The organism is Agromyces sp. NPDC060279 (genome assembly GCF_042726785.1).
Lineage (GTDB): Bacteria > Actinomycetota > Actinomycetes > Actinomycetales > Microbacteriaceae > Agromyces.
In genome coordinates this window covers 687,056-706,196 of sequence record NZ_JBHXBK010000001.1, presented here as the reverse complement: position 1 = coordinate 706,196, position 19,141 = coordinate 687,056, and the positions used below count along the sequence as shown (strand labels likewise).

16 protein-coding genes are annotated in these 19,141 nt (G+C 73.0%); 8 read left to right on the top strand and 8 right to left on the bottom strand.

Annotated elements, in window-relative coordinates; all coding sequences use genetic code 11:
- The first annotated feature begins 20 nt into the window (after positions 1-20).
- The 5 genes from ACFWE1_RS03315 (at position 21) to ACFWE1_RS03295 (ending at position 5,869) form a co-directional block, all read left to right on the top strand.
- Complete coding sequence (locus ACFWE1_RS03315) at positions 21-326, top strand: hypothetical protein (protein WP_376932111.1); 306 nt, start codon at positions 21-23, stop codon at positions 324-326.
- Positions 327-579: 253 nt separating this feature from the next.
- Positions 580-2,115 carry an ABC transporter substrate-binding protein gene (locus ACFWE1_RS03310; RefSeq protein ID WP_376932110.1) on the top strand — a complete coding sequence of 512 codons (1,536 nt, stop codon included), beginning with the start codon at positions 580-582 and terminating at the stop codon, positions 2,113-2,115.
- Positions 2,116-2,196: 81 nt separating this feature from the next.
- Positions 2,197-3,138: an ABC transporter permease gene (locus ACFWE1_RS03305; RefSeq protein ID WP_376932109.1), complete on the top strand. Its 942-nt coding sequence runs from the start codon at positions 2,197-2,199 to the stop codon at positions 3,136-3,138.
- Positions 3,135-5,030 carry a dipeptide/oligopeptide/nickel ABC transporter permease/ATP-binding protein gene (locus ACFWE1_RS03300; protein WP_376932108.1) on the top strand — a complete coding sequence of 632 codons (1,896 nt, stop codon included), beginning with the start codon at positions 3,135-3,137 and terminating at the stop codon, positions 5,028-5,030. Before ACFWE1_RS03305 ends, ACFWE1_RS03300 begins: the two co-directional genes overlap by 4 nt.
- Entirely contained in the window at positions 5,027-5,869 is an 843-nt protein-coding gene (locus ACFWE1_RS03295) for an ABC transporter ATP-binding protein (protein ID WP_376932107.1), read from the top strand. Before ACFWE1_RS03300 ends, ACFWE1_RS03295 begins: the two co-directional genes overlap by 4 nt.
- Positions 5,870-5,980: 111 nt before the next feature.
- On the opposite strand, the gene ACFWE1_RS03290 is transcribed toward ACFWE1_RS03295, so the two are convergent.
- The gene (locus ACFWE1_RS03290) at positions 5,981-7,393 is read right to left on the bottom strand and encodes an aldehyde dehydrogenase family protein (protein WP_376932106.1); all 1,413 of its coding nucleotides are present in this window, start codon (positions 7,391-7,393) and stop codon (positions 5,981-5,983) included.
- A 192-nt stretch (positions 7,394-7,585) separates the two neighbouring features.
- On the opposite strand from ACFWE1_RS03290, the gene ACFWE1_RS03285 reads away from it, so the two are divergent.
- The gene (locus ACFWE1_RS03285; RefSeq protein WP_376932105.1) at positions 7,586-9,163 is read left to right on the top strand and encodes a GMC family oxidoreductase; all 1,578 of its coding nucleotides are present in this window, start codon (positions 7,586-7,588) and stop codon (positions 9,161-9,163) included.
- Positions 9,164-9,240: 77 nt separating this feature from the next.
- Here ACFWE1_RS03285 and ACFWE1_RS03280 read toward each other — a convergent pair whose 3' ends face one another.
- The 5 genes from ACFWE1_RS03280 to ACFWE1_RS03260 form a co-directional block, all read right to left on the bottom strand.
- Positions 9,241-10,482 carry a multidrug effflux MFS transporter gene (locus tag ACFWE1_RS03280; protein WP_376932104.1) on the bottom strand — a complete coding sequence of 414 codons (1,242 nt, stop codon included), beginning with the start codon at positions 10,480-10,482 and terminating at the stop codon, positions 9,241-9,243.
- Complete coding sequence (locus ACFWE1_RS03275) at positions 10,479-11,504, bottom strand: alpha/beta hydrolase (RefSeq protein ID WP_376932103.1); 1,026 nt, start codon at positions 11,502-11,504, stop codon at positions 10,479-10,481. The genes ACFWE1_RS03280 and ACFWE1_RS03275 overlap by 4 nt, the downstream gene beginning before the upstream one ends.
- A gap of 151 nt (positions 11,505-11,655) precedes the next feature.
- The gene (locus ACFWE1_RS03270) at positions 11,656-12,639 is read right to left on the bottom strand and encodes an alpha/beta hydrolase (protein WP_376932102.1); all 984 of its coding nucleotides are present in this window, start codon (positions 12,637-12,639) and stop codon (positions 11,656-11,658) included.
- 87 nt (positions 12,640-12,726) lie between these two features.
- Complete coding sequence (locus ACFWE1_RS03265) at positions 12,727-13,695, bottom strand: aldo/keto reductase (protein ID WP_376932101.1); 969 nt, start codon at positions 13,693-13,695, stop codon at positions 12,727-12,729.
- Between the two features lie 41 nt (positions 13,696-13,736).
- On the bottom strand, positions 13,737-14,846 hold the full coding sequence (locus tag ACFWE1_RS03260) for a zinc-binding dehydrogenase (RefSeq protein ID WP_376932100.1): 1,110 nt from the start codon (positions 14,844-14,846) through the stop codon (positions 13,737-13,739).
- A gap of 109 nt (positions 14,847-14,955) precedes the next feature.
- Here ACFWE1_RS03260 and ACFWE1_RS03255 point away from each other — a divergent pair, with 109 nt between their 5' ends.
- Positions 14,956-16,413 carry an amidohydrolase gene (locus ACFWE1_RS03255; RefSeq protein WP_376932099.1) on the top strand — a complete coding sequence of 486 codons (1,458 nt, stop codon included), beginning with the start codon at positions 14,956-14,958 and terminating at the stop codon, positions 16,411-16,413.
- An 80-nt stretch (positions 16,414-16,493) separates the two neighbouring features.
- Here the strand turns inward: ACFWE1_RS03255 and ACFWE1_RS03250 are convergent, their stop codons facing one another.
- On the bottom strand, positions 16,494-17,234 hold the full coding sequence (locus ACFWE1_RS03250; RefSeq protein ID WP_376932098.1) for an SDR family NAD(P)-dependent oxidoreductase: 741 nt from the start codon (positions 17,232-17,234) through the stop codon (positions 16,494-16,496).
- 85 nt (positions 17,235-17,319) lie between these two features.
- Between ACFWE1_RS03250 and ACFWE1_RS03245 the strand changes: the two genes are divergently transcribed.
- Positions 17,320-18,285, top strand: coding sequence for an aldo/keto reductase (locus ACFWE1_RS03245; protein WP_376932097.1), 966 nt, complete (start codon positions 17,320-17,322; stop codon positions 18,283-18,285).
- Between the two features lie 119 nt (positions 18,286-18,404).
- Here ACFWE1_RS03245 and ACFWE1_RS03240 read toward each other — a convergent pair whose 3' ends face one another.
- Complete coding sequence (locus ACFWE1_RS03240; RefSeq protein ID WP_376932096.1) at positions 18,405-19,133, bottom strand: alpha/beta fold hydrolase; 729 nt, start codon at positions 19,131-19,133, stop codon at positions 18,405-18,407.
- Between the last annotated feature and the right edge of the window lie 8 nt (positions 19,134-19,141).

The following is a 19,141-nucleotide window of genomic DNA, read 5'->3' as shown; positions in this document are numbered from 1 at the left end:
GGGCACGGCATGATTGAGCCATGAAGACCGTGCAGTTGCGTCGCTATCAGATCGTCGAGGGCGAGTACGAGGCGTTCGTGGAGTGGTTCGAGACCCGGATGCCCGCGGTGCGGCGCGCCACCGGGTTCGAGGTGGAGTTCGCCTACGGGCGGCCCGAGGCCGGCGAGTTCGTCTGGGCCGTGAGCGTGCCCGGCGACCGCGCCGAGTTCGAGCGCGTCGAGGCCGCCTACCTCGTCTCCCCGGAGCGCGCGGGGGCGTTCGAGGGGATCCCGGAGCGCATCGCGGCGAAGGAGATCTCCTTCGTGGAGGACGTCTCGATCGCCTGAATTCCAAGGGTGGACCGCGGGGGCGGCGACGTGCGCGGGCACGTCGCCGCCCCGTCTTTCTCCAGGTGTTGTGTTTCTTGTCAACAGTTGTAGACTTACCCGCACGGCACATCGAGGTGACGACCTCTCGAGCTCCACGGCTACGGCGCCGCGGCGCATCGACGCGCAGAACGCGACCGGAGGGATCGGCACTCGCCCTGACCGCGATGTCCCGCAGCACCCACCTGTTTCCCCGCAATCGAGAGAAGAAGACATGAAGAAGGCACTGCCAGGCGTCGCCCTCGCCGCGGCCGCCGCGTTCGCGCTCACCGCGTGCACGTCCGGTACTGACGCGCCCTCCGACGGTGACGGCGGGACCTCGGTCCACCCGCTGAGCATCGGCAACTTCCTGGACGTCACCTCCTGGGACCCCTCGCTCGCCGACATCGGCTTCGACGGCCCCTACCTGTCGGCGGTCTACGACCCGCTGCTCACCATCGACGGCGACGGTCAGCCGCAGCCCGGCCTCGCCACCGACTGGGAGGTGTCCGACGACTTCACCACCATCACGATGAACCTCCGCACCGACACCGAGTTCTCGAACGGCGAGGCCTTCAACGCCGAAGCCGCCGTGAAGAGCCTCGAGTACCTGAAGGCGGGCGTCCGCTCGCAGGAGGCGTACCAGAAGGTCGAGAGCTTCGAGGCGGTCGACGAGGACACCATCGCGATCCACCTCACCCAGCGCGACGACACGATCCTCTACTTCATGGGTCTCGGCCGCAGCTACATGATGGCGCCCTCGGCCATCGACGACGGCTCGCTCGCCACCGCCCCCGTCGGCTCCGGCCCCTACACGCTGGGCGCGAGCTCGGTACCCGGCGCGGAGTACCACTTCGACAAGGTCGCCGACCACTGGGCGGCCGAGGACTTCCCATTCGACCCGCTCACCATCTCGCCGCTCTCGGACGCGACCGCCATGCTGAACGGCATGGAGGGCGGCCAGTTCAACCTCATCTACGGCGACAAGACCGCGATGGACCTGGCCCCCGACAACGGCTGGAACGTCGCCAGCGGACTCTCGATGTGGGTCGGCCTGCAGTTCAGCGACCGGCTCGGCGCGACCGAGATGGGCAAGCCGCTCGGCGACGTGCGCGTGCGCCAGGCGCTGAACTACGCGTTCAACGGGCAGGAGCTCGTCGACACCATCGGTCAGGGCGTCGGCGTCGCGACCAACCAGGTGTTCCCGGCCGACACCGCCGGCTACGTCAAGTCGCTGAATGAGCTGTACCCGGCGAACATCGAGAAGGCGAAGCAGCTGCTCGCCGAGGCGGGCTACGCCGACGGCTTCGACGTGACCATGCCGATGGCCCCGCCGTTCCAGCCGTGGCAGGCGATCATCGAGCAGACCTTCGGCGAGCTCGGCATCGGCGTCACCTTCAAGGAGACCGACTTCATGCAGTACATGTCGGTCGCGCCCGAGTACCCCATGTTCGTCGCGGTCATCGCGATGGACGGCAACCCGGTCGCCACCGTCGAGCGCCAGATCGCGAAGCCGCAGTGGTACAACCCGAACCCGGGTATCGAGGCGTTCCCCGAGATCCAGGCCCAGATCGACACGGTGTTCACCGCGGAGCCCGGCGACGAGCAGATCGCCGCGATCGAGAAGCTCAACGAGCTCGTCACCGAGCAGGCCTTCTTCTCGGTCTGGAGCCAGTCGACGAACACCTACATCTCGACCTCCGAGTTCGAGGTGACGCCGGTCATCGGCATGATGTTCCCGACGCTCCGCCAGATCGAGGTCGTGGGCTGATCGCCTCGGGACGGGGCCGCGCGCCGCGCGCGGCCCCGTCCCACCGGCTTCCCCGAGTCCGCACCCGATCCAGGAGTCCCCATGCTCACCTTCACGCTCAAACGGCTCGTCTCCGGCGTGATCCTGCTCGTCGTCGTGGCGACCGCGACCTTCTTCCTGGCGCACGCCGCGATCCCCGACCCGACGCTCGGCCTCCTCGGCAGCGCCGCCACCCCCGAGGCGCAGCAGGCGCTCGCGGCCAAGATCGGCACCGACCGGCCCGTGATCGTGCAGTTCGGCGAGTGGATCGCGGGGCTCTTCCGCGGCGACCTCGGCGACTCCTGGAAGAACTTCCAGCCCGTCGGCGCGCAGATCGCGCTCAAGCTGCCCGTCACCCTCTCGGTCGTCACCGCCGCGGTGCTGCTCTCCGCCGTGCTCGGCGGCCTGCTCGGCGTGCTCGCCGGCCTCCGCCCCGGCACCTGGATCGACAAGCTCGTGAAGGCCGGCGCCGTCATCCTCTTCGCCCTGCCCGGATTCTGGGTGGCGCTCCTGCTCGTGATGACGTTCGCGGTGCAGCTCAAGTGGTTCCCCGCGGTGGGCTACGTGCAGCCGCAGCAGTCGGTCGGCGGATGGCTCCAATCGATCACCCTGCCCGCGATCTCCCTCGCCCTCGGCGCCGTCGTGATGATCGCCGAGCAGCTCCGCAACGCGATCATCCGCGCCGACGGCCTCGACTACATGCGCACGCTCCGCAGCCGCGGCCTGCCGCAGTGGCGGATCGTCGTGCACCTGCTGCGGAACTCCGCCCCGCCCTCGCTCACGATCCTCGCGCTCATGTTCGTCGGTCTGCTGTCGGGCGCCATCATCGTCGAGCAGATCTTCGCGCTGCCCGGCATCGGGCCCCTCACGCAGGCGTCCTCGCAGAACGGCGACATCCCGATGCTGCTCGGCATCACCGTCGTGACGGTCGTCTTCGTCGTCATCATCAACTTCCTGCTCGACATCCTGCTCGGCTGGATCAACCCGAAGGCGCGTGTGAAGTGACCTCCCCGCTGACCGAGAACATCGACACCCGAGCCGGCCGTCGCGGCTCCGTCTTCGTCCGCCTGCTGAAGCGCCCCGCTGGCGCGATCTCCTTCGGCATCCTCGTGCTGATCGTGCTCGTCGCGGTCTTCGCGCCGCTGCTCGCCCCGTACGACCCGAACTTCGTCGACCTCTCCATCACCCGCGCCCTGCCGAGCCCCGAGCACCCGCTCGGCGGCGACACGACCGGCCGCGACGTGCTGAGCCGGCTGATCTGGGGCACCCAGATCACGCTCTGGGGCGCACTCGTGGCGATCGTGACCTCGCTCGTCATCGGCGTGCCCTCGGGCCTCGCGGCGGGCTACTTCGGCGGCGCGACCGACCGCATCGGCACCTGGATCAGTGACGCCGTGCAGTCGGTGCCCGGCATGATCATCCTGCTCATCGTCGGCGCGAACACCGGCAACGACTTCAACCTGCTCATGGTCACCGTCGGTGTGTTCATGGCGCCCGGCTACTTCCGCCTCACCCGCGCGACGGTGCTCGCCGTGCGCAACGAGGCCTACGTCGACGCGGCGAAGGTCTCCGGCCTCTCGCACGCGCGCATCATGGGGCGGCACGTCATCCGCCCCGTCGTCGCGCCGATCGTGATCCAGTCCGCGCTGACCGCCGGCATGGCGATGGGCATGCAGGCGGGCCTGCAGTTCCTCGGCATCGGCGGCGGCACGACCCCCGGCTGGGGCGCCGCGATGAACGAGGGCTTCCGGGTCATGCGCACCGACCCACTGCTGCTGCTCTGGCCCTCGCTCGCCCTCGGCATCTCCATCGCCGCCCTCGCGGTGCTCGGCTCGACCCTCGCCGACGTCGTGAGCGTCACCGCCCCGCTGCCCTCGCGGAAGGCGCGCCGCGCCCGCCGCGCGGCGGAGCGGGCCGCGGCCTCCGGCGAGCCGCTCGCCGTGACCGCCTCGACGGGCGCCGTCGCGCACGCCGCGGTGGACTCGGCGGTGCAGATCGAGAACCTGCGGGTGCGCTACGAGACGGCCGACGGCGAGGTCGAGGTGGTGCACGGCATCACGCTCGACGTGGCGCCCGGCGAGGTGCTCGGCATCGTCGGCGAGTCCGGCTCCGGCAAGTCGCAGACCGTGTTCTCGGTGCTCGACCTGCTGCCGAAGACCGGCAGCTACACGGCCGACGCGATCTGGATCGGCGGCGAGGACGTCACCTCGCTCGGCCGCCGCGAGCGGGCGCGCCTGCTCGGCCGCGAGATCGGCTACGTGCCGCAGGAGCCGATGACGAACCTCGACCCCTCGTTCACGATCGGGCACCAGCTCACCGAGCCGCTGCGCGCCGTGCACGGGATGAGCCGCGCCGATGCGAAGGCCAGGGCGCTCGCGATGCTCGAACGGGTCGGCATCGCCGATCCGCCCCGGGTCATGCGGGCCTACCCGCACGAGCTGTCGGGCGGCATGGCGCAGCGCGTGCTCATCGCCGGCGCGATCGCCGCGAAGCCCTCGGTGCTCGTGGCCGACGAGCCGACCACGGCGCTCGACGTGACGGTGCAGGCCGAGGTGCTGGAGCTCCTGCGCGAACTGCAGCAGGAGTACCGGATGGCGCTCGTCATCGTCACCCACAACTTCGGCGTCGTCGCCGACATCTGCGACCGCGTCGTCGTCATGCGGCACGGCTCCATCGTCGAGATCGGCGAGGTGGCGCAGCTGTTCTCGAACCCCGAGGAGCCGTACACGCGGGAGCTCATCGCGGCCTCGCTCGACGGCGCCGAGAGCCGCGCCGAGCTGGACCGCGCGTTCGCGCTGACCGGCTCCACCGCACCGGACGCCGGCGCCCTGGACGCCGCGGCCCCCACAGCCACGGATGCCTCGACCGAGGCCGACCGCAAGGAGGTGCGCGCATGAGCGCGACCGCATCCGCAGCAACGCTGCTGCAGGCGAAGGACGTCGTCGTCGAGTACGGCACCCGCCGCAAGCCGAACCGGGTGCTGCACGAGGTCTCGCTCGAGATCGCCCCCGGCGAATGCCTCGGCCTCGTCGGCGAGTCCGGCTCGGGCAAGTCGACCCTCGGCAAGGCGATCCTCGGCCTCGTGCCCGTCGCGGGCGGCTCGATCGCCTTCGACGGCCGCGACATCACGCACGCCTCGGGCCGGGACCGTCGGGCGCTCGCCGCCGACATCCAGGTCGTCTTCCAGGACCCGTACGGCTCGCTCGACCCGCTGATGACCGTGGGCGACATCCTCGCCGAACCGCTCGCCACCGCCGGTGCGAGCCGTGCCGAGGCGAAGGCCGTCGTGGGCGAGATGCTCGACCGCGTGCGCCTGCCGACGCACGTCATCGACCGCTACCCGAGCGAGTTCTCGGGCGGGCAGCGGCAGCGCATCGCGATCGCGCGGGCGCTCGTGCGCCGGCCGAAGCTGATCATCTGCGACGAGCCGGTGAGCGCGCTCGACCTCACGACGCAGGCGACGATCCTCGACCTGTTCATCGAGCTCCAGCGCGACACCGGCGTCTCGTACCTCTTCGTCTCGCACGACCTCGGCGTCGTGCGCCGCGTCTGCCACCGCGTCGCGGTGATGTACCGCGGCACGATCGTCGAGACCGGCGACGGCGAGCAGGTCACCGGCGACCCGCAGGACGCCTACAGCCGCCGCCTGCTGATGGCCTCGCCGGTCGCGGACCCCGCGCTGCAGGCCCAGCGCCGCGAGGCGTGGCTGGCGCTGCGCGGCGAGCGCGCCGCCTGACGAGGCGGACGCCGCCCGACCGGCACGATCCCGGGCACCAGCCCCGCCCCGCCGGGCACGAGGAAGGGCCCCGCTCGTCGAGCGGGGCCCTTCTTCGTCGCGCTGCTCGGCTCAGCCGCTGACGACCTGCGGCTCGGCGACGGCCTTCAGACCCTCGACCCCGAACTCGCGGCCGTAGCCGGACTGCTTCGCCCCGCCGAACGGCACCATCGGGTGCAGTCCGCCGTGCGAGTTGATCCACACCGTGCCGGCCTGCAGGCGCGCCGCGATCTCGCGGGCCCGGTCGCGGTCCGCCGACCAGACGGAGGCGCCGAGGCCGACCTCGAGCTCGTTCGCGAGGCCCACGACCTCGTCGAGGTCCGTGTAGCGGATGACCGGCAGGGCCGGCCCGAACTGCTCCTCGACGACGAGGTCATTGTGCGGATCGATGTCGGCGACGATCGTCGTCGGGTAGAAGTTGCCGACGGCGTCGTGGTCGGGGTCGCCGCCCAGCACCACACGGGCACCGGAGGCCTTCGCCGACTCGACGAGGCGATCGACGATCTCGTACTGACCGCGGTTCTGCAGCGGGCCGAGCACGTTCTGCTCGTCGAGGCCGACGCCCATCGGCACGTTCTTGGCGACCTCCACGAGCGCCGCGACGACCTCGTCGTACACGGAGTCGTGCACGTAGAGGCGCTTCAGGGCGGCGCAGGTCTGGCCCGTGTTGATGAACGCGCCCCAGAACAGGTTCTCGGCGATCGCCGCGGGGTCGACGTCGGGCAGCACGATGCCGGCGTCGTTGCCGCCCAGCTCGAGGGTGAGCCGGGTGACGTTGTTCGCGCTCGCCTCGATGATGCGCTTGCCCACCGGGGTGGAGCCGGTGAACATGATCTTGCCGACCTTCGGGCTCTTCGTGAGCGCGTCGCCGACGGTGCGACCGGGTCCGGCCACGATGTTCAGCACGCCGGCGGGCAGCACCTCGTTCATGACGGCGACGAGGGCGAGCCCCGAGAGCGTCGTCGTCTCGGCCGGCTTCGCGACCACGGTGTTGCCCATCCGCAGCGAGGGGGCGATCTGCCAGATCGCGATCATCATCGGCCAGTTCCACGGCGAGATCGCGCCCACGACGCCGATCGGGCGGTAGTGCAGCTCGGCGTAGTTCTCGCCGTCGTCGACGACGACCTCGACGGGCAGCGGCGTCTCGGCGGTGGCGCGCAGCCACGCCACGCAGGCGCCGACCTCGAAGCGGGCGTTCGGGCCGTTCAGCGGCTTGCCCTGCTCGCGCGAGAGGAGCTCGGCGAGCGGCTCGGCCGCGGCTTCGATCGCGTCCGCGGCGCGGTGCAGGTAGCCGCGGCGCTCCTCGTCGGGGAGCGCGGCCCACGCCGGCTGCGCGGCGACGGCGGTGTCGATGGCGCGCTCGAGATCGGCGACGTCCTGCACGGGGGCGGTGCCGATGAGCTCGCCCGTCGCGGGGTCGTGCACGTCGCGGGACGGCCCCGACGACGGCGTGATCGCCTCGAGGAGGCGGTCGTAGCTTTCCATGGATTCCTCCACTCAGAGAGTCCGGTCGAGACCGGGTGAATCCGGTCGGATCCCACGCTACGAGCGCCCGCGCGGCCGGCCTTGACCTGGCGAGCACGAGCGTTGACCGTGTGCGTACTGGGCCGCCGTGGCGCTCGCCGGGGCGGTGCCGGCCTGGCAGCCTCGAGGCATCCCCGATGGAGAGGAACGCCAGTGGCCGCAACCCCCCAGTCCACCGTCACCCCCGAGTCCGCCGGCGGCGCACGTCGCGTCGTCGTCGTGGGCGCGGGCTCCGCAGGCAGCGTCATCGCGCGCCGCCTCGCCGACGCCGGCGTCTCGGTCACCGTGCTCGAGGCGGGCGGTGAGGACACGAACCCCGCCATCCACGACCCGAGCCGGATGGGCGAGCTGTGGCACAGCCCCGACGACTGGGACTACTTCACCGAACCGCAGCCCGCCGCCGCGGATCGGCGCCTGCACCTGCCCCGCGGCAAGGTGCTCGGCGGCTCGCACTCGCTGAACGCCATGATCTGGGTGCGCTGCGCGCCCGCCGACTACGACCACTGGGCGAGCCTCGGCAACGAGGGCTGGTCGTGGGCCGAGGTGCTGCCGATCTATCGCGACATCGAGCGCTTCTCGGGCGGCGCCTCGGAGCTGCACGGCGACGCCGGCCTGCTCGACGTGACCGACGACTACCCGCTCGACCCGATCCAGGCGTCGATCATCGAGGCCGCCGTCGAGGAGGGGCTCGAGCACAACCCCGACTACAACGGCGACCACCTCGACGGCGTCTCGCAGGAGCAGGTGACCATGCGCGACGGCCGTCGCCTGAACACCTATCTCGCCTACCTCGCGCCCGTGCGCGACGCGGTCGACGTCCGCGTCGGCTGCCACGTGCACCGGCTGCTCTTCGCGGAGCCCGGGCCCGGCGGCGCTTCGGACGGCGGACCGCGCGTCGTGGGCGTCGTCTACGAGCAGGGCGGCGAACTGCACGAGCTGCGCGCCGACGAGGTCGTGCTCGCCGCCGGCGCGATCGACTCGCCGCGGATCCTGCTGCGCAGCGGCATCGGGCCGGCCGACGAGCTCGCCGAGCTCGGCATCGAGTCCGTCGCGGACCTGCCCGGCGTCGGCCGCAACCTGCACGACCACCTGCTGTCGCCGGTGATCTTCACGACCGAGCGCCCCGTCGGCCCGCCGCACGAGGGCGTCTCGGTGACCCAGACGCACCTGTTCTGGAAGAGCGACCCCGCGCTCGAGGTGCCCGACACCCAGCCGATCCACTTCAGCGTGCCGATGTACCAGGAGGGCATGACGGGGCCGGGCGACGGCTTCTCGCTCATGGCCGGGATCGTGACGCCGAAGAGCCGGGGCAGCATCCGCCTGTCCGGGCCCGAGCCGCACGACCCCCTGCGCATCGACCTCGGCGCGCTCTCGCACCCCGACGACGTGCGCTCCCTCGTCGCCTCGGTCGCGCAGTGCCGCCGCATCGGGCGGCAGCCCGCGCTCGCCGAGGCGTGGGGCGCGAGCGAGCTCTACCCGGGGCCGGAGGTCTCGGACGAGGAGCTCGAGGCCTACGTCCGCTCGACCGCGATCACCTACCACCACCAGGTCGGCACCTGCGCGATGGGCATCGGGCCCGAGGCCGTGGTCGACCCGAAGCTGCGCGTGCACGGCGTCGCGGGGCTGCGCGTCGCGGACGCCTCGATCATGCCGCGGGTGACGACGGGCAACACGAACGCCCCGTCCGTGCTGATCGGCGAGCAGGCCGCCCGCTTCCTCCTCGCCGGCTGACCGCCGCCCCGACCACACCCCGAGTTGCCCGACTTTCATGAAAGTCGGGCAACTCGGGGGTGGGGTCTGGGTGGAGTTCAGGGGGCGAGGGCGCCGCGGCGACGGAGGGCGGGGAACACGACGGCCCAGCCGAGCGCGAGCGCGACGAGCGCGCCCGCGGCGATCGTCGAACCCATCGCGAGCGCGGTCGCCCCGGTGAGCGAGGCGAGCGGCGCCACGATCGGGCCGACGGTGAACTGCGCGGTGCCGAGGACGGCGGATGCCGTGCCCGCCCGTTCCCCGTGCGCCGAGAGCGCGAGCGTGGAGCCGTTCGGACCGCCTACGCCGACGCTCGCGAGGAAGAGGCCGAGCGCGAGGATCACCCAGAGGGCGACGCCGGCGATCGCGCCGCCGAGCAGCAGCAGGGCGCAGGCGGCCGTGACGCTGAGGCCGATCAGGTACATCCGGGCGGGCCCGGTGCGGCGCACGAGCACGCGGCTGAGCTGCGCGCCCGCCATGTTCGCCACGGCGTTCGCCGCGAAGCACAGCGAGAACAGCTGCGGGCTCAGGCCGAACTCGTCCTGGAGCACGAAGCTCGACATCGAGAGGTAGGCGAAGAAGGCGACGCCGCCCGCCGCCGAGGCGCCGAGCACGGCGAGGAAGAGCCCGTCGCGGGCGAGCGCGCCGAGATGCCGCCCGCTCGCGGCGACGCCGCCGCCGTGCCGGCGCTCGGGCGGCAGCGTCTCGCGCATGAGCGTGAGCGCGAGCACGAAGAGCAGCGCACCGACACCGCCGAGCACGCCGAAGATGCCGCGCCAGTCCATGACGAGCGCGAGCTGGCCGCCGATGACGGGCGCGACGATCGGCGCGGAGGCGCTGACGAGCATCAGCAGGGAGAGCATGCGGCTGAGCTCCGCGCCCGAATAGAGGTCGCGCGCAACCGCCAGGCAGATCACGATGCCCGCCGAGCCGGCGAGCCCCTGCAGGAAGCGGGCGAGCAGCAGCACCTCGATGCTCGGCGCCACGACGCAGACGAGCGAGAGCACGGTGAACAGCGCGACCCCGACGAGGAGCGGCCGGCGACGGCCGAAGCGGTCGCTCAGCGGCCCCGCGACGAGCTGGCCGAGCCCGAGCCCGATCATGCAGACCGACATGGTCGCCTGGGCGAGGGCGTCGCTCGTGCCGAGGCTCGTCGCGAGCTGCGGCAGGCTCGGCAGATAGAGGTCCATCGACAGCGGGCCGAAGGCCTCGAGCAGGCCGAGCACGAGCATCGCCCGGCCGACGCCCATGACCGGCCGGGCGGAGCCGGCGGGCCGGGCGGCGCCCGCGTCGTGCGTCACGGCGACGGCTCGGATGGCTCGGATCGTTCGGCCGGCTCGACGCCGAGCGTGCGCCGGAGCCAGCTGTCGCGCGCCTCGTTCGCCGCTTGGGACACGATCGCCTCGGGCGAGAAGCCCGAGAAGCCGTGGTACGCGCCGGCCCACACGTGCAGTTCCGCCTGGCCGCCGGCCGCCCAGATCCGGGAGGCGTAGGCGACCGTCTCGTCCCGGAACACCTCCGCCGCGCCGACCTCGAGGTAGGCGGGCGGCAGGCCGCCGAGCTCGGCGGCCCGCGCGGGCGCGACGGCGGGGGAGACGTCGTCGCCGAAGCGGCGCTCGCCGAGCACCGCGGTCCACGCGGTGTCGTTGTTGTTGCGGTCCCACGCCCCGATGCCGTCGTACTGCCGGCTCGAGACGGTCTCGTTGCGGTCGTCGAGCATCGGGCAGTTGAGGAGCTGCCCGGCGAGCCGGGGCCCGCCGCGCTCGCGCGCGAGCAGCGAGACGCCGGCGGAGAGGCCGCCGCCCGCGCTGGCGCCGGAGACGATGATCCGCTCGGGGTCGACGCCGAGCTCGGCGGCGTGCGCGGCGAACCACTCGAGCGCCGCGTAGCAGTCCTCGACCGCGGCGGGGCCCGGGTGCTCGGGGGCGAGGCGGTACTCGACGGCGACGCCGACCGTGCCGTAGCGCAGCGCGAGCTCGATGAGCTCGGGGGTGCCGAAGAAGCGGGTGCCGAGCACGAGGCCGCCGCCGTGGATGCCGAGCACGCCGGGTGCGGCGGCCGCGGCGCGCTCGCGGGGGCGGATGATCGTCACCTCGACCTCCGGGGCACCGGCCGGACCCGGCACACGGCGGTGCTCGAACTCGAGCGGCAGTTCGCCGATCTGCGCCTCGATCGGCGGGATGATGGTGGCGAAGTGCGCCCGGTTGGCGAGGATCGTGTCGGCCCGGAGCGGGATGCGCTCGACGAGCTCGAGGAACGCGGCGAGGCCCGGCTCGAGGGCGGGGTCGTAGGGCACCGGGGTCGGCGCGGCGTCGGTGGTCATCGGGATTCCCTCGTTCCGGTGGAGGTGCGGGTGCGGTGCGCGGGTGCGTGGTCTGTGCGGGTCCGAGTCGTCCGTGCCGGCGGGGCAGGCGTTCCGCCGGCACGGACGTCGGGGTCGGTGAGGTCGCCGGCTCAGCGGCCGGGCGCCCGGGTCAGAGGCCGAGCACCCGGCGGAGCCAGGAGTCCCGCGAGGCGAGGGCCGCACGGGTGAGCTCGGTGTCGGGCGCGTACATGTCGAAGCCGTGGAAGGCGCCGCCCCAGACGTGCAGCTCGGCCTGGCCACCGGTCGCCCAGATGCGGCTCGCGTAGTCCACGTCCTCGTCGCGGAACATCTCCGCCGCGCCGACCTCGATGAACGCGGGGGCGAGGCCGGAGAGGTCGGCGGCGCGGCTCGGCGCGGCGTAGGCGGGCGCCTCCGTGGAGCCGGCGAGCTCGGCGCCGAGCACCATCCGCCAGGCGAGCAGGTTGAGTTCGCGCTGCCAGGTGCCGATGCCGTCGTACTGGTAGCTGCCCACGGTGCTGTTCGTGTTGTCGAGCATGGGGCAGATCAGCAGCTGGCCGGCGAGCGCGGGGCCCTTCCGGTCGCGCGCCATCAGGGCGACCGCGGCCGCGAAGCCGCCGCCCGCGCTGCCGCCCATGACGACGATCCGCTCGGGGTCGACGCCGAGCTCGGCGGCGTGCTCGGCCGTCCAGACGAAGGCGGCGTAGTTGTCCTCGACGCCGGCGGGGTAGGGGTGCTCGGGGGCGAGGCGGTACTCGACGTTCACGCCGACGACGCCGAGCGACTCCACGAGGTCGACGACCCGGCCGTGCTCCCAGGAGCGGTGACCGACGATCATGCCGCCGCCGTGGTAGTTGACGAGCGCCGGCAGCGGCGTGCTCGCCGCGGCGTGCCCCGCCGGGCGGAAGATCGTGATCTCGAGCTCGGGGGAGCCCGCCGGGCCCGGGATCACCCGTTCCTCGGCCTCGACGGCGCGGCCGGCGACAAGCTCGGCGGCGGAGGGGAACATCCGGTCGGCGCCCTCCCGGGTGTGCGGCAGACTCTCCTCCGTGAGCGGCGGCTGCGGGGCGGCGTTCATGGCCTCGAGGGCGGGCAGCAGTTCGTCGGCGAACGGCACGGGCGGATAGGCGGTCATGGTCTCGGCTCTCGATCGGTCGATGGGACGGTGGGTGGTGGGATGCCTCGGGCTGGCCGGGCTGGCCGGGCTGCTCGGGTGCGCGGCTCAGGGCCCTTCGGGGTCGACGATCCCGCGGTCGGCCCAGAACGGCTCGACGAGCCGGCGCAGCTCGGCGGCGCCGATGCGCTCGGCGAGCTCGACGGCCGCGAGGTTCTGTTCGAGCTGCGCCATCCGGGTCGCGCCGAAGAGCGTCGTGGTGTTCGCCGGGTGGGTGAGCGTGAAGGCGACGGCGAGCTGGGCGGGGCTCGCGTCGAGCGACTCGGCCAGCGCGACGAACTCGGGCACCTGCTCGACGATGCGAGCGCGGATGTCGCCGGGGTCGCGGCCCACCTCGCGCTCGCGCTCGACCCGGCCGGCGAGGATGCCGCCCTCCATGACGTCGGAGGCCTGCATGCTGAAGCCGCGTTCCCAGAGGGCGGCGAAGGGCTCGCCGTCGGGGATGGCGCGGCGGGCGACGCTGTACTTCAGCTGCGCGATCTGCGGGCCGGGCACCCCCTCGGCCTCGGCGAGCTCGAGCAGCGTGCGGATGTTCGTCGCCGACCAGTTGTTCACGCCCCAGGCGCGGATGAGCCCGGCCTCGGCGAGGCCGGCGAGGTCCAGCACGAGCTCGCGCAGCGACAGGTCGTCGCGGCGGAGGTCGCCGAGGATGACGAGGTCGGCGTACTCGGTGCCGACGCGGAAGAGCGCCCGCTCGAGCTGCGGCCGGAACCCGCCCTCGCCGTAGCCCTCGAGCCAGAGCTTCTCGGAGAGCTGGTACTGCGCTCGGGCGAGCCCGGCGCCGCGCACGATCGCCGAGAACAGCACGTCGGTGATCGCCGGCGGGCGCATGCCGGGGAAGCCGTAGACGCCGACGTCGAAGAGGGTGATGCCGCGCTCGACGGCGGTCGCGACGAGCTCGACGGCGTCCTCGAAGTCCATCCGGTCGTAGGTGTGCCAGGAGCCGAGCGCGAGCACGCCGGTGCGGATGCCGCTCGTGCCGATCTCGCGGGTGGGGATGGTGGTGGGTGCGGTCATGGTGGCTCCAGTCGTGGGCGTGCGGTCGTGGGGTCGCCGGCTCAGGGCAGGCGCGGGTCGATGACGGCCTTGATCTCGCCGAGCCGATGCATCCGCTCAATGTGCACACTCGCCTCGGCGAGCGGGACGGCGGGGGAGAAGAGGTCGTCCCACGGCATCCGATCGGCGAAGGCGCGGAAGAAGTCGATGGCGCGGGCGTAATCGGAGATGTCGCCGTTCAGCGAGCCGACGACGGTCAGCTCCTTGCCCATGATCGCCGAGAGGGCGATCGGCTCGCCGACGGGGCCGGTGGAGCCGACGACGACGAAGGTGCCGCGCTGGGCGGCCATGCCGATCGCCTCGGGACCGACGCTCGGCGCGCCGGCGAAGTCGAGCACGAGATCCGCGCCCTGCCCATCGGTGAGCTCGAGCACCCGGGCGACGACCGCCTCCGAGCCGCCCTCGATGCCCACGACGTGATCGGCGCCGAAGCGCTCGGCCATCGCCAGTCGTTCGGCGGGGGCGCCGACGGTGATGACCGTGCCCGCGCCGGAGAGCTTCGCGACGGCGGTGGCGAAGATGCCGAGGGCGCCCGAGCCCTGCACGACGACGCGGGAGCCGGGCCGCACGCCGCCCGCTCGGCCGAAGGCGCGCAGCACGGTCTTGGCGGCGCAGCCGGCCATCGAGGCCCAGGTGTCCTTGACCTCGGCGGGCAGCAGCAGCTTCGCCGCGCCGGGCACCACGTAGGCGTAGTCGGCGAGACCGGCGGTCGCGTAGGGCGGCACGTCGGAGCGCTGCAGGAAGCCGTAGCCGCGGCGGCTGCAGGCGACGGGCTCGCGGAGCACGGTGCAGCCGAAGCACTCGCCGCAGGTGGACTCGGACCAGCCGATCCGGTCGCCGACGGCGAGCTCCCGGCCGAGCGCGTCGGGGGTACCGTCGCCCACGGCGACGATCTCGCCGACCATCTCGTGGCCGAGCACCATCGGCAGCATGCCGGGGAAGCTCATCCGGCCCGACCAGATCTCGATGTCGGTGCCGCAGAGGCTCGCGCAGATGATGCGCACGAGCGCTGCGCCGGGCTCGACGTGCTGGGGGAGCGGGAGCTCCTGCAGCTCGAGGGGCTCGCCGTGCGCGGTGAGCACGGCGGCGCGGGTGGTCGTGGGGATCGTCATCGAAAGCTCCCTTCGAGGCGGTGGTTCCGGTCGCGACGTTGTCGACCGGCCGCCGATGTGGGTTATTCTACATACGTTGACCAAAATTGCCAGCGCTCGAGGAGGAGACGTGCAGGGAGTCGAACGATCGGGTGCCGAGGGGCCCGCCGAACTGGTGCTCCGCGGGGGGACGGTGCTCGCGCTCGACGCCGCCGACACCCGCGGCACCGCGATCGCCGTGCGGCACGGCCGGGTGCTCGCCGTCGGCGAGGAGGCGAGGATCGCGCCGCTGATCGGCCGCCGCACGCGCGTCGTCGAGCTCGACGGACGCGCCGTCATCCCGGGCATCAACGACTCGCACCTGCACGCGGCCTGGCTCGGCGCGATGTGGCCCGAGACGGTCTTCGGGGCGATGGAGGCGGGTGCCGCGGCCGAGGTCCCGTCGGGCGGGCACGGCGGGCCGCTCGCCGAGGCCGTCCCGCTCGAGGCATCCGCCGCCGATCCGCACGTCCCGGCCGGGCCCCGCCTCGTCGACGACGAGGCCGGCCGGCGCCGGGCCATCCTGCGCGCGGGCGAGCTCATCACCTCGCTCGGCATCACGAGCTACACGGAGCCCGGCCTCGGGCCGGGCGAGGACGACGGCGCGACCGGATGCTTCGGCCAGGCCGTGCTCGAGAGCTACCGCGCGCTCGAGTCGGAGCGCGCGCTGCGCGCCCGCGTGAACGTGCTCGCCCTGTTCGGCGTGCTCGACGGGCCGAGCGAGCTGCGGGCGTTCCTCGCCGGGCTGCGCGGGCTCGAGCGGCAGACCGAGCGCCCAGCGTGGCTGCGCGTCGCCGGGGTGAAGATCTTCGCGGACGGCATCCCGCCGATGCTGCAGGCCTGGACGGCGCACGCCTATCCGGACGGTTCGCACGGCGGACTCCTCGTGGGCGGCGGCGACCCCGATCAGCGCGCGGCGAACCTCGCCGAGATGATCCGCGCGGTGCACCGGCAGGGCCTCCAGCTCGGCGTGCACGCCACCGGCGATCGCACGATCGATCACGTCATCGACGCGGTCGAGGCCGCCGCCGCGGAGGCGCCGGCCGATCTGCGTCACTACGTCATCCACGGCGACCTCGTCACGCCAGCGGCGCTCGAGCGCATGCGCGGGCTCGGCATGGGGCTCAACGTGCAGGCCGGCATCGCGGCGAAGACGGCCCCGTGGGTCGCCGGCGTGCTCGGCGGGGAGGTCGCCGCGGCGGCGTGGCCGATCGGGCGCGCGATCGAGGCGGGCGTGCGCGTGTCGCTCAGCTCGGACGCCCCCGTGCTCGCACCGGACTGGCGGCAGGGTCTGGCGGACGCGGATGCCTGGATGGGCGCCGCGGCGCCGGCGGAGGCCGAGCGGCGGATGCTGCAGCTGCTGCGCGCGTACACCGTGGTGCCGGCGCATCAGGACGGGGCGGAGAGCTGGAAGGGCACCCTCGCACCGCGGATGGCGGCCGACCTCTGCGTGCTCGAGGCGAATCCGCTGGAACTCGCCCCGGCCGAGTTGCCCGGCGTGGGCGTCGAGCTCACCGTCGTCGACGGCGACGTCGTCTACGAGCGCTGACCCCGCCCCAGCCCTCCAGCTCCGAGTTGCCCGACTTTCATGAAAGTCGGGCAACTCGGTCGGTGGTGTGGCGCGTCGGCTCAGGTGAGCAGCTGGCCGCCGTCCACGGCGAGGCTCACGCCCGTGATGTGCGCGGCGCCCTCGCTCGCGAGGAAGACGACGGCGGGGGCCACCTCCTCGACCTCGGCGAGCTTGCCGAGCGGGATCCGGCTCGACCAGGCCTCGCGCGCGGGGGAGCCTTCCGGCATCCCCATCCGCAGCATCGGCGTGAGCACCGGGCCCGGGGCGACCGCGTTCACGCGGATGCCGTGCCCGGCGAGCTCGATCGCCGCCCAGCGGGTGAGCGAGTCGACTGCGGCCTTGCTCGACTCGTAGGCGCCCATCCCGGGCGTGGGCTGGCGCCCGCCGATCGAGGAGATGTTCACGATCGCCCCGCGGGTGCCGTTCGCGATCATGCGGCGCGCGACCGCCTGCGTGATCGTGAAGGTGCCGACGATGTTCACGTCGACGATCGAGCGGTAGGCGCCCGGCTCGAGCTCGGTGAGCGCGCCGTGCACCGAGAGGATGCCGGCGTTGTTCACGAGGACGCCCACCGGGCCGTGCTCGGCCTCCAGCGTCTCGACCGCGCGGGCGGCGGCCTCGGCATCCGTGATGTCGAGGGCGAGGTGCGCGACGCCGAGCTCGTCGCCGGCGGCGCGTGCGGCGTCCGCGTCGACGTCGGCGACGACGACCCGGTCGCCCGCGTCGCGGAACGCGGCGGCGATGCCGCGGCCGATGCCGCCGGCGCCGCCGGTGATGAGCACGATTCGAGGTTCGGACACGGGATCTCCTTCTGCCGTCGGCGTGCGTCGGTGCACGCGCGTGGTTATATTATACGAGCGTAGAAAAAAGCGACGAGGAGGCCGCATGACCGTCACCGTTCCCACCCGCCAGCTCGGGCCCGGCGGGCCGGAGGTTCCTGTCTTCTCCCTCGGGTCCTGGAACACCTGGGACCGCATGGACTTCGACGACGCGGTCGCGCTGATCCGCCGCGCCCACGAGTCGGGCGCGGCGTTCTTCGACGTGGCGCACTACGACCTGGGCCCGCACGCCGAGCAGGCGACGACCGACCTGATCTTCGGCCGTGCCGTGCGCGAGGCCGGGCTCGCCCGCGAGGACTACCTGCTCTGCGGCAAGCTCTGGCTCTGGGAGTACCCGCGCGTCGGCTTCGCCGGGCAGTTCACGACCTCCCTCGAGCGGATCGGCGTCGAGCGCGCGGAGTTCGCCGTCGTCGGGGACTACCTCGAGCCGATCGACGTGCGCCGCGTCGTCGACGACGTGCAGGCCGAGATCGCGGCCGGCCGGCTCGGCGCCTGGGGTGTCAACAACTGGCGCGCCGACGACCTCGTGCTCGCGCTCGACCACGCCGAGCGCGAGGGTCTCGTGCCGCCGAGCTTCGCGCAGCTGAAGTACGGCCTCGTGCGCCGCTCGATGGCCGAGGGGCCGGAGTACGGCGAGCTGTTCGCGTCTGGACGGCTGGCCTTGCAGGCCTCGGATGCCTTCGAGGGCGGCATCCTCGCGGGCAAGGCCGTGCCCGGCCGCAAGATCGGTGCGGACGTCGGCGGCATCCGCGAGCGCATCGTCGCGATCTTCCCCGAGGTGGCCCGCATCGCCGCCGAGCTCGACGCGACCCCGACGCAGCTCGGCATCGCCTTCTGCCTCGCGAACCCCGCGACGGCCAACGTGCTCTTCGGCGTCAGCCGGATGTCGCAGCTCGAGGACAACCTCGGCGCGCTCGCCCTGCTCGAACGCGTGGGCGCCGAGGGGATCCGCGCGGCGACCGAGGGGCTCCAGCTCGACCAGTCCGTGCGCTCCGACGGCATCTGGGCGTAGCGCGCGCCGCCCCCTCGCTCTCAACCTCGAGTTGCCCGACTCTCATGAAAGTCGGGCAACTCGGGGGTTGGGTGGCGTCAGGCGTCAGGCGTCAGGCGTCAGGCGTCCGGCGTCAGGCGTCAGGCGAGGAAGTCGAGCACGGCCCGGCGGAACTCGGGGCTCGCGAGGGCGCCGAGGTGGTCGCCGGGCACCCGCACGAGCTGGCCGCGCGCAACGCCCTCGACGACGCGGTCGAGGCCCGTCGTCATGGGGTCGTCCGCTCCCGCGACGAACAGCACGGGAACCGCCGGCACCTCCTGCGCCGGGTCAAAGGGCTCGCGCGCGAGCCCTTCGATGAGGCGCGGCAGCGAGTCGCGATCGCGGCCCGGCGCGCCGATCATCGCGGCCATCATGCCGAGCATGGGGTCGGCCGGGGCCTCGCCGTCCAGCGCGCGGACCAGGGCGGCGACGTCGACGCCGGCGAAGGGTTCGAAGGGGCTGAGGCCGCCGAGCACGAGGCGCTGCACGCGCGGCTCGACCGCGGCGAGCGCCCAGGCGAGCCGGGCGCCGAGCGAGTAGGCGACGACGTCGACCGGGCCGGACTGGGGGAGTGCCTCGCGGATGGCCCGGACGACCGTGCTCGTCGAGGCATCCTCGTCCGCCCCGATCGCGCCGCCGGTGCCGTGCCCAGGCAGGTCGACGACGATCGTCTCGCGCCCGGAGGCGGCGATCGCGTCGGCGAGTCCGCTGGCCATGAAGTCGGTCTCCCCGTCCGAGGCGAAGCCGTGCAGGAGGACGACGGGGGCGTGGTCGCGGCCCGCGGCGTCCCCGGCGGCGGGCAGAGTGCGGGTGCTGACGGTGAGTGGCATGCGTTCGC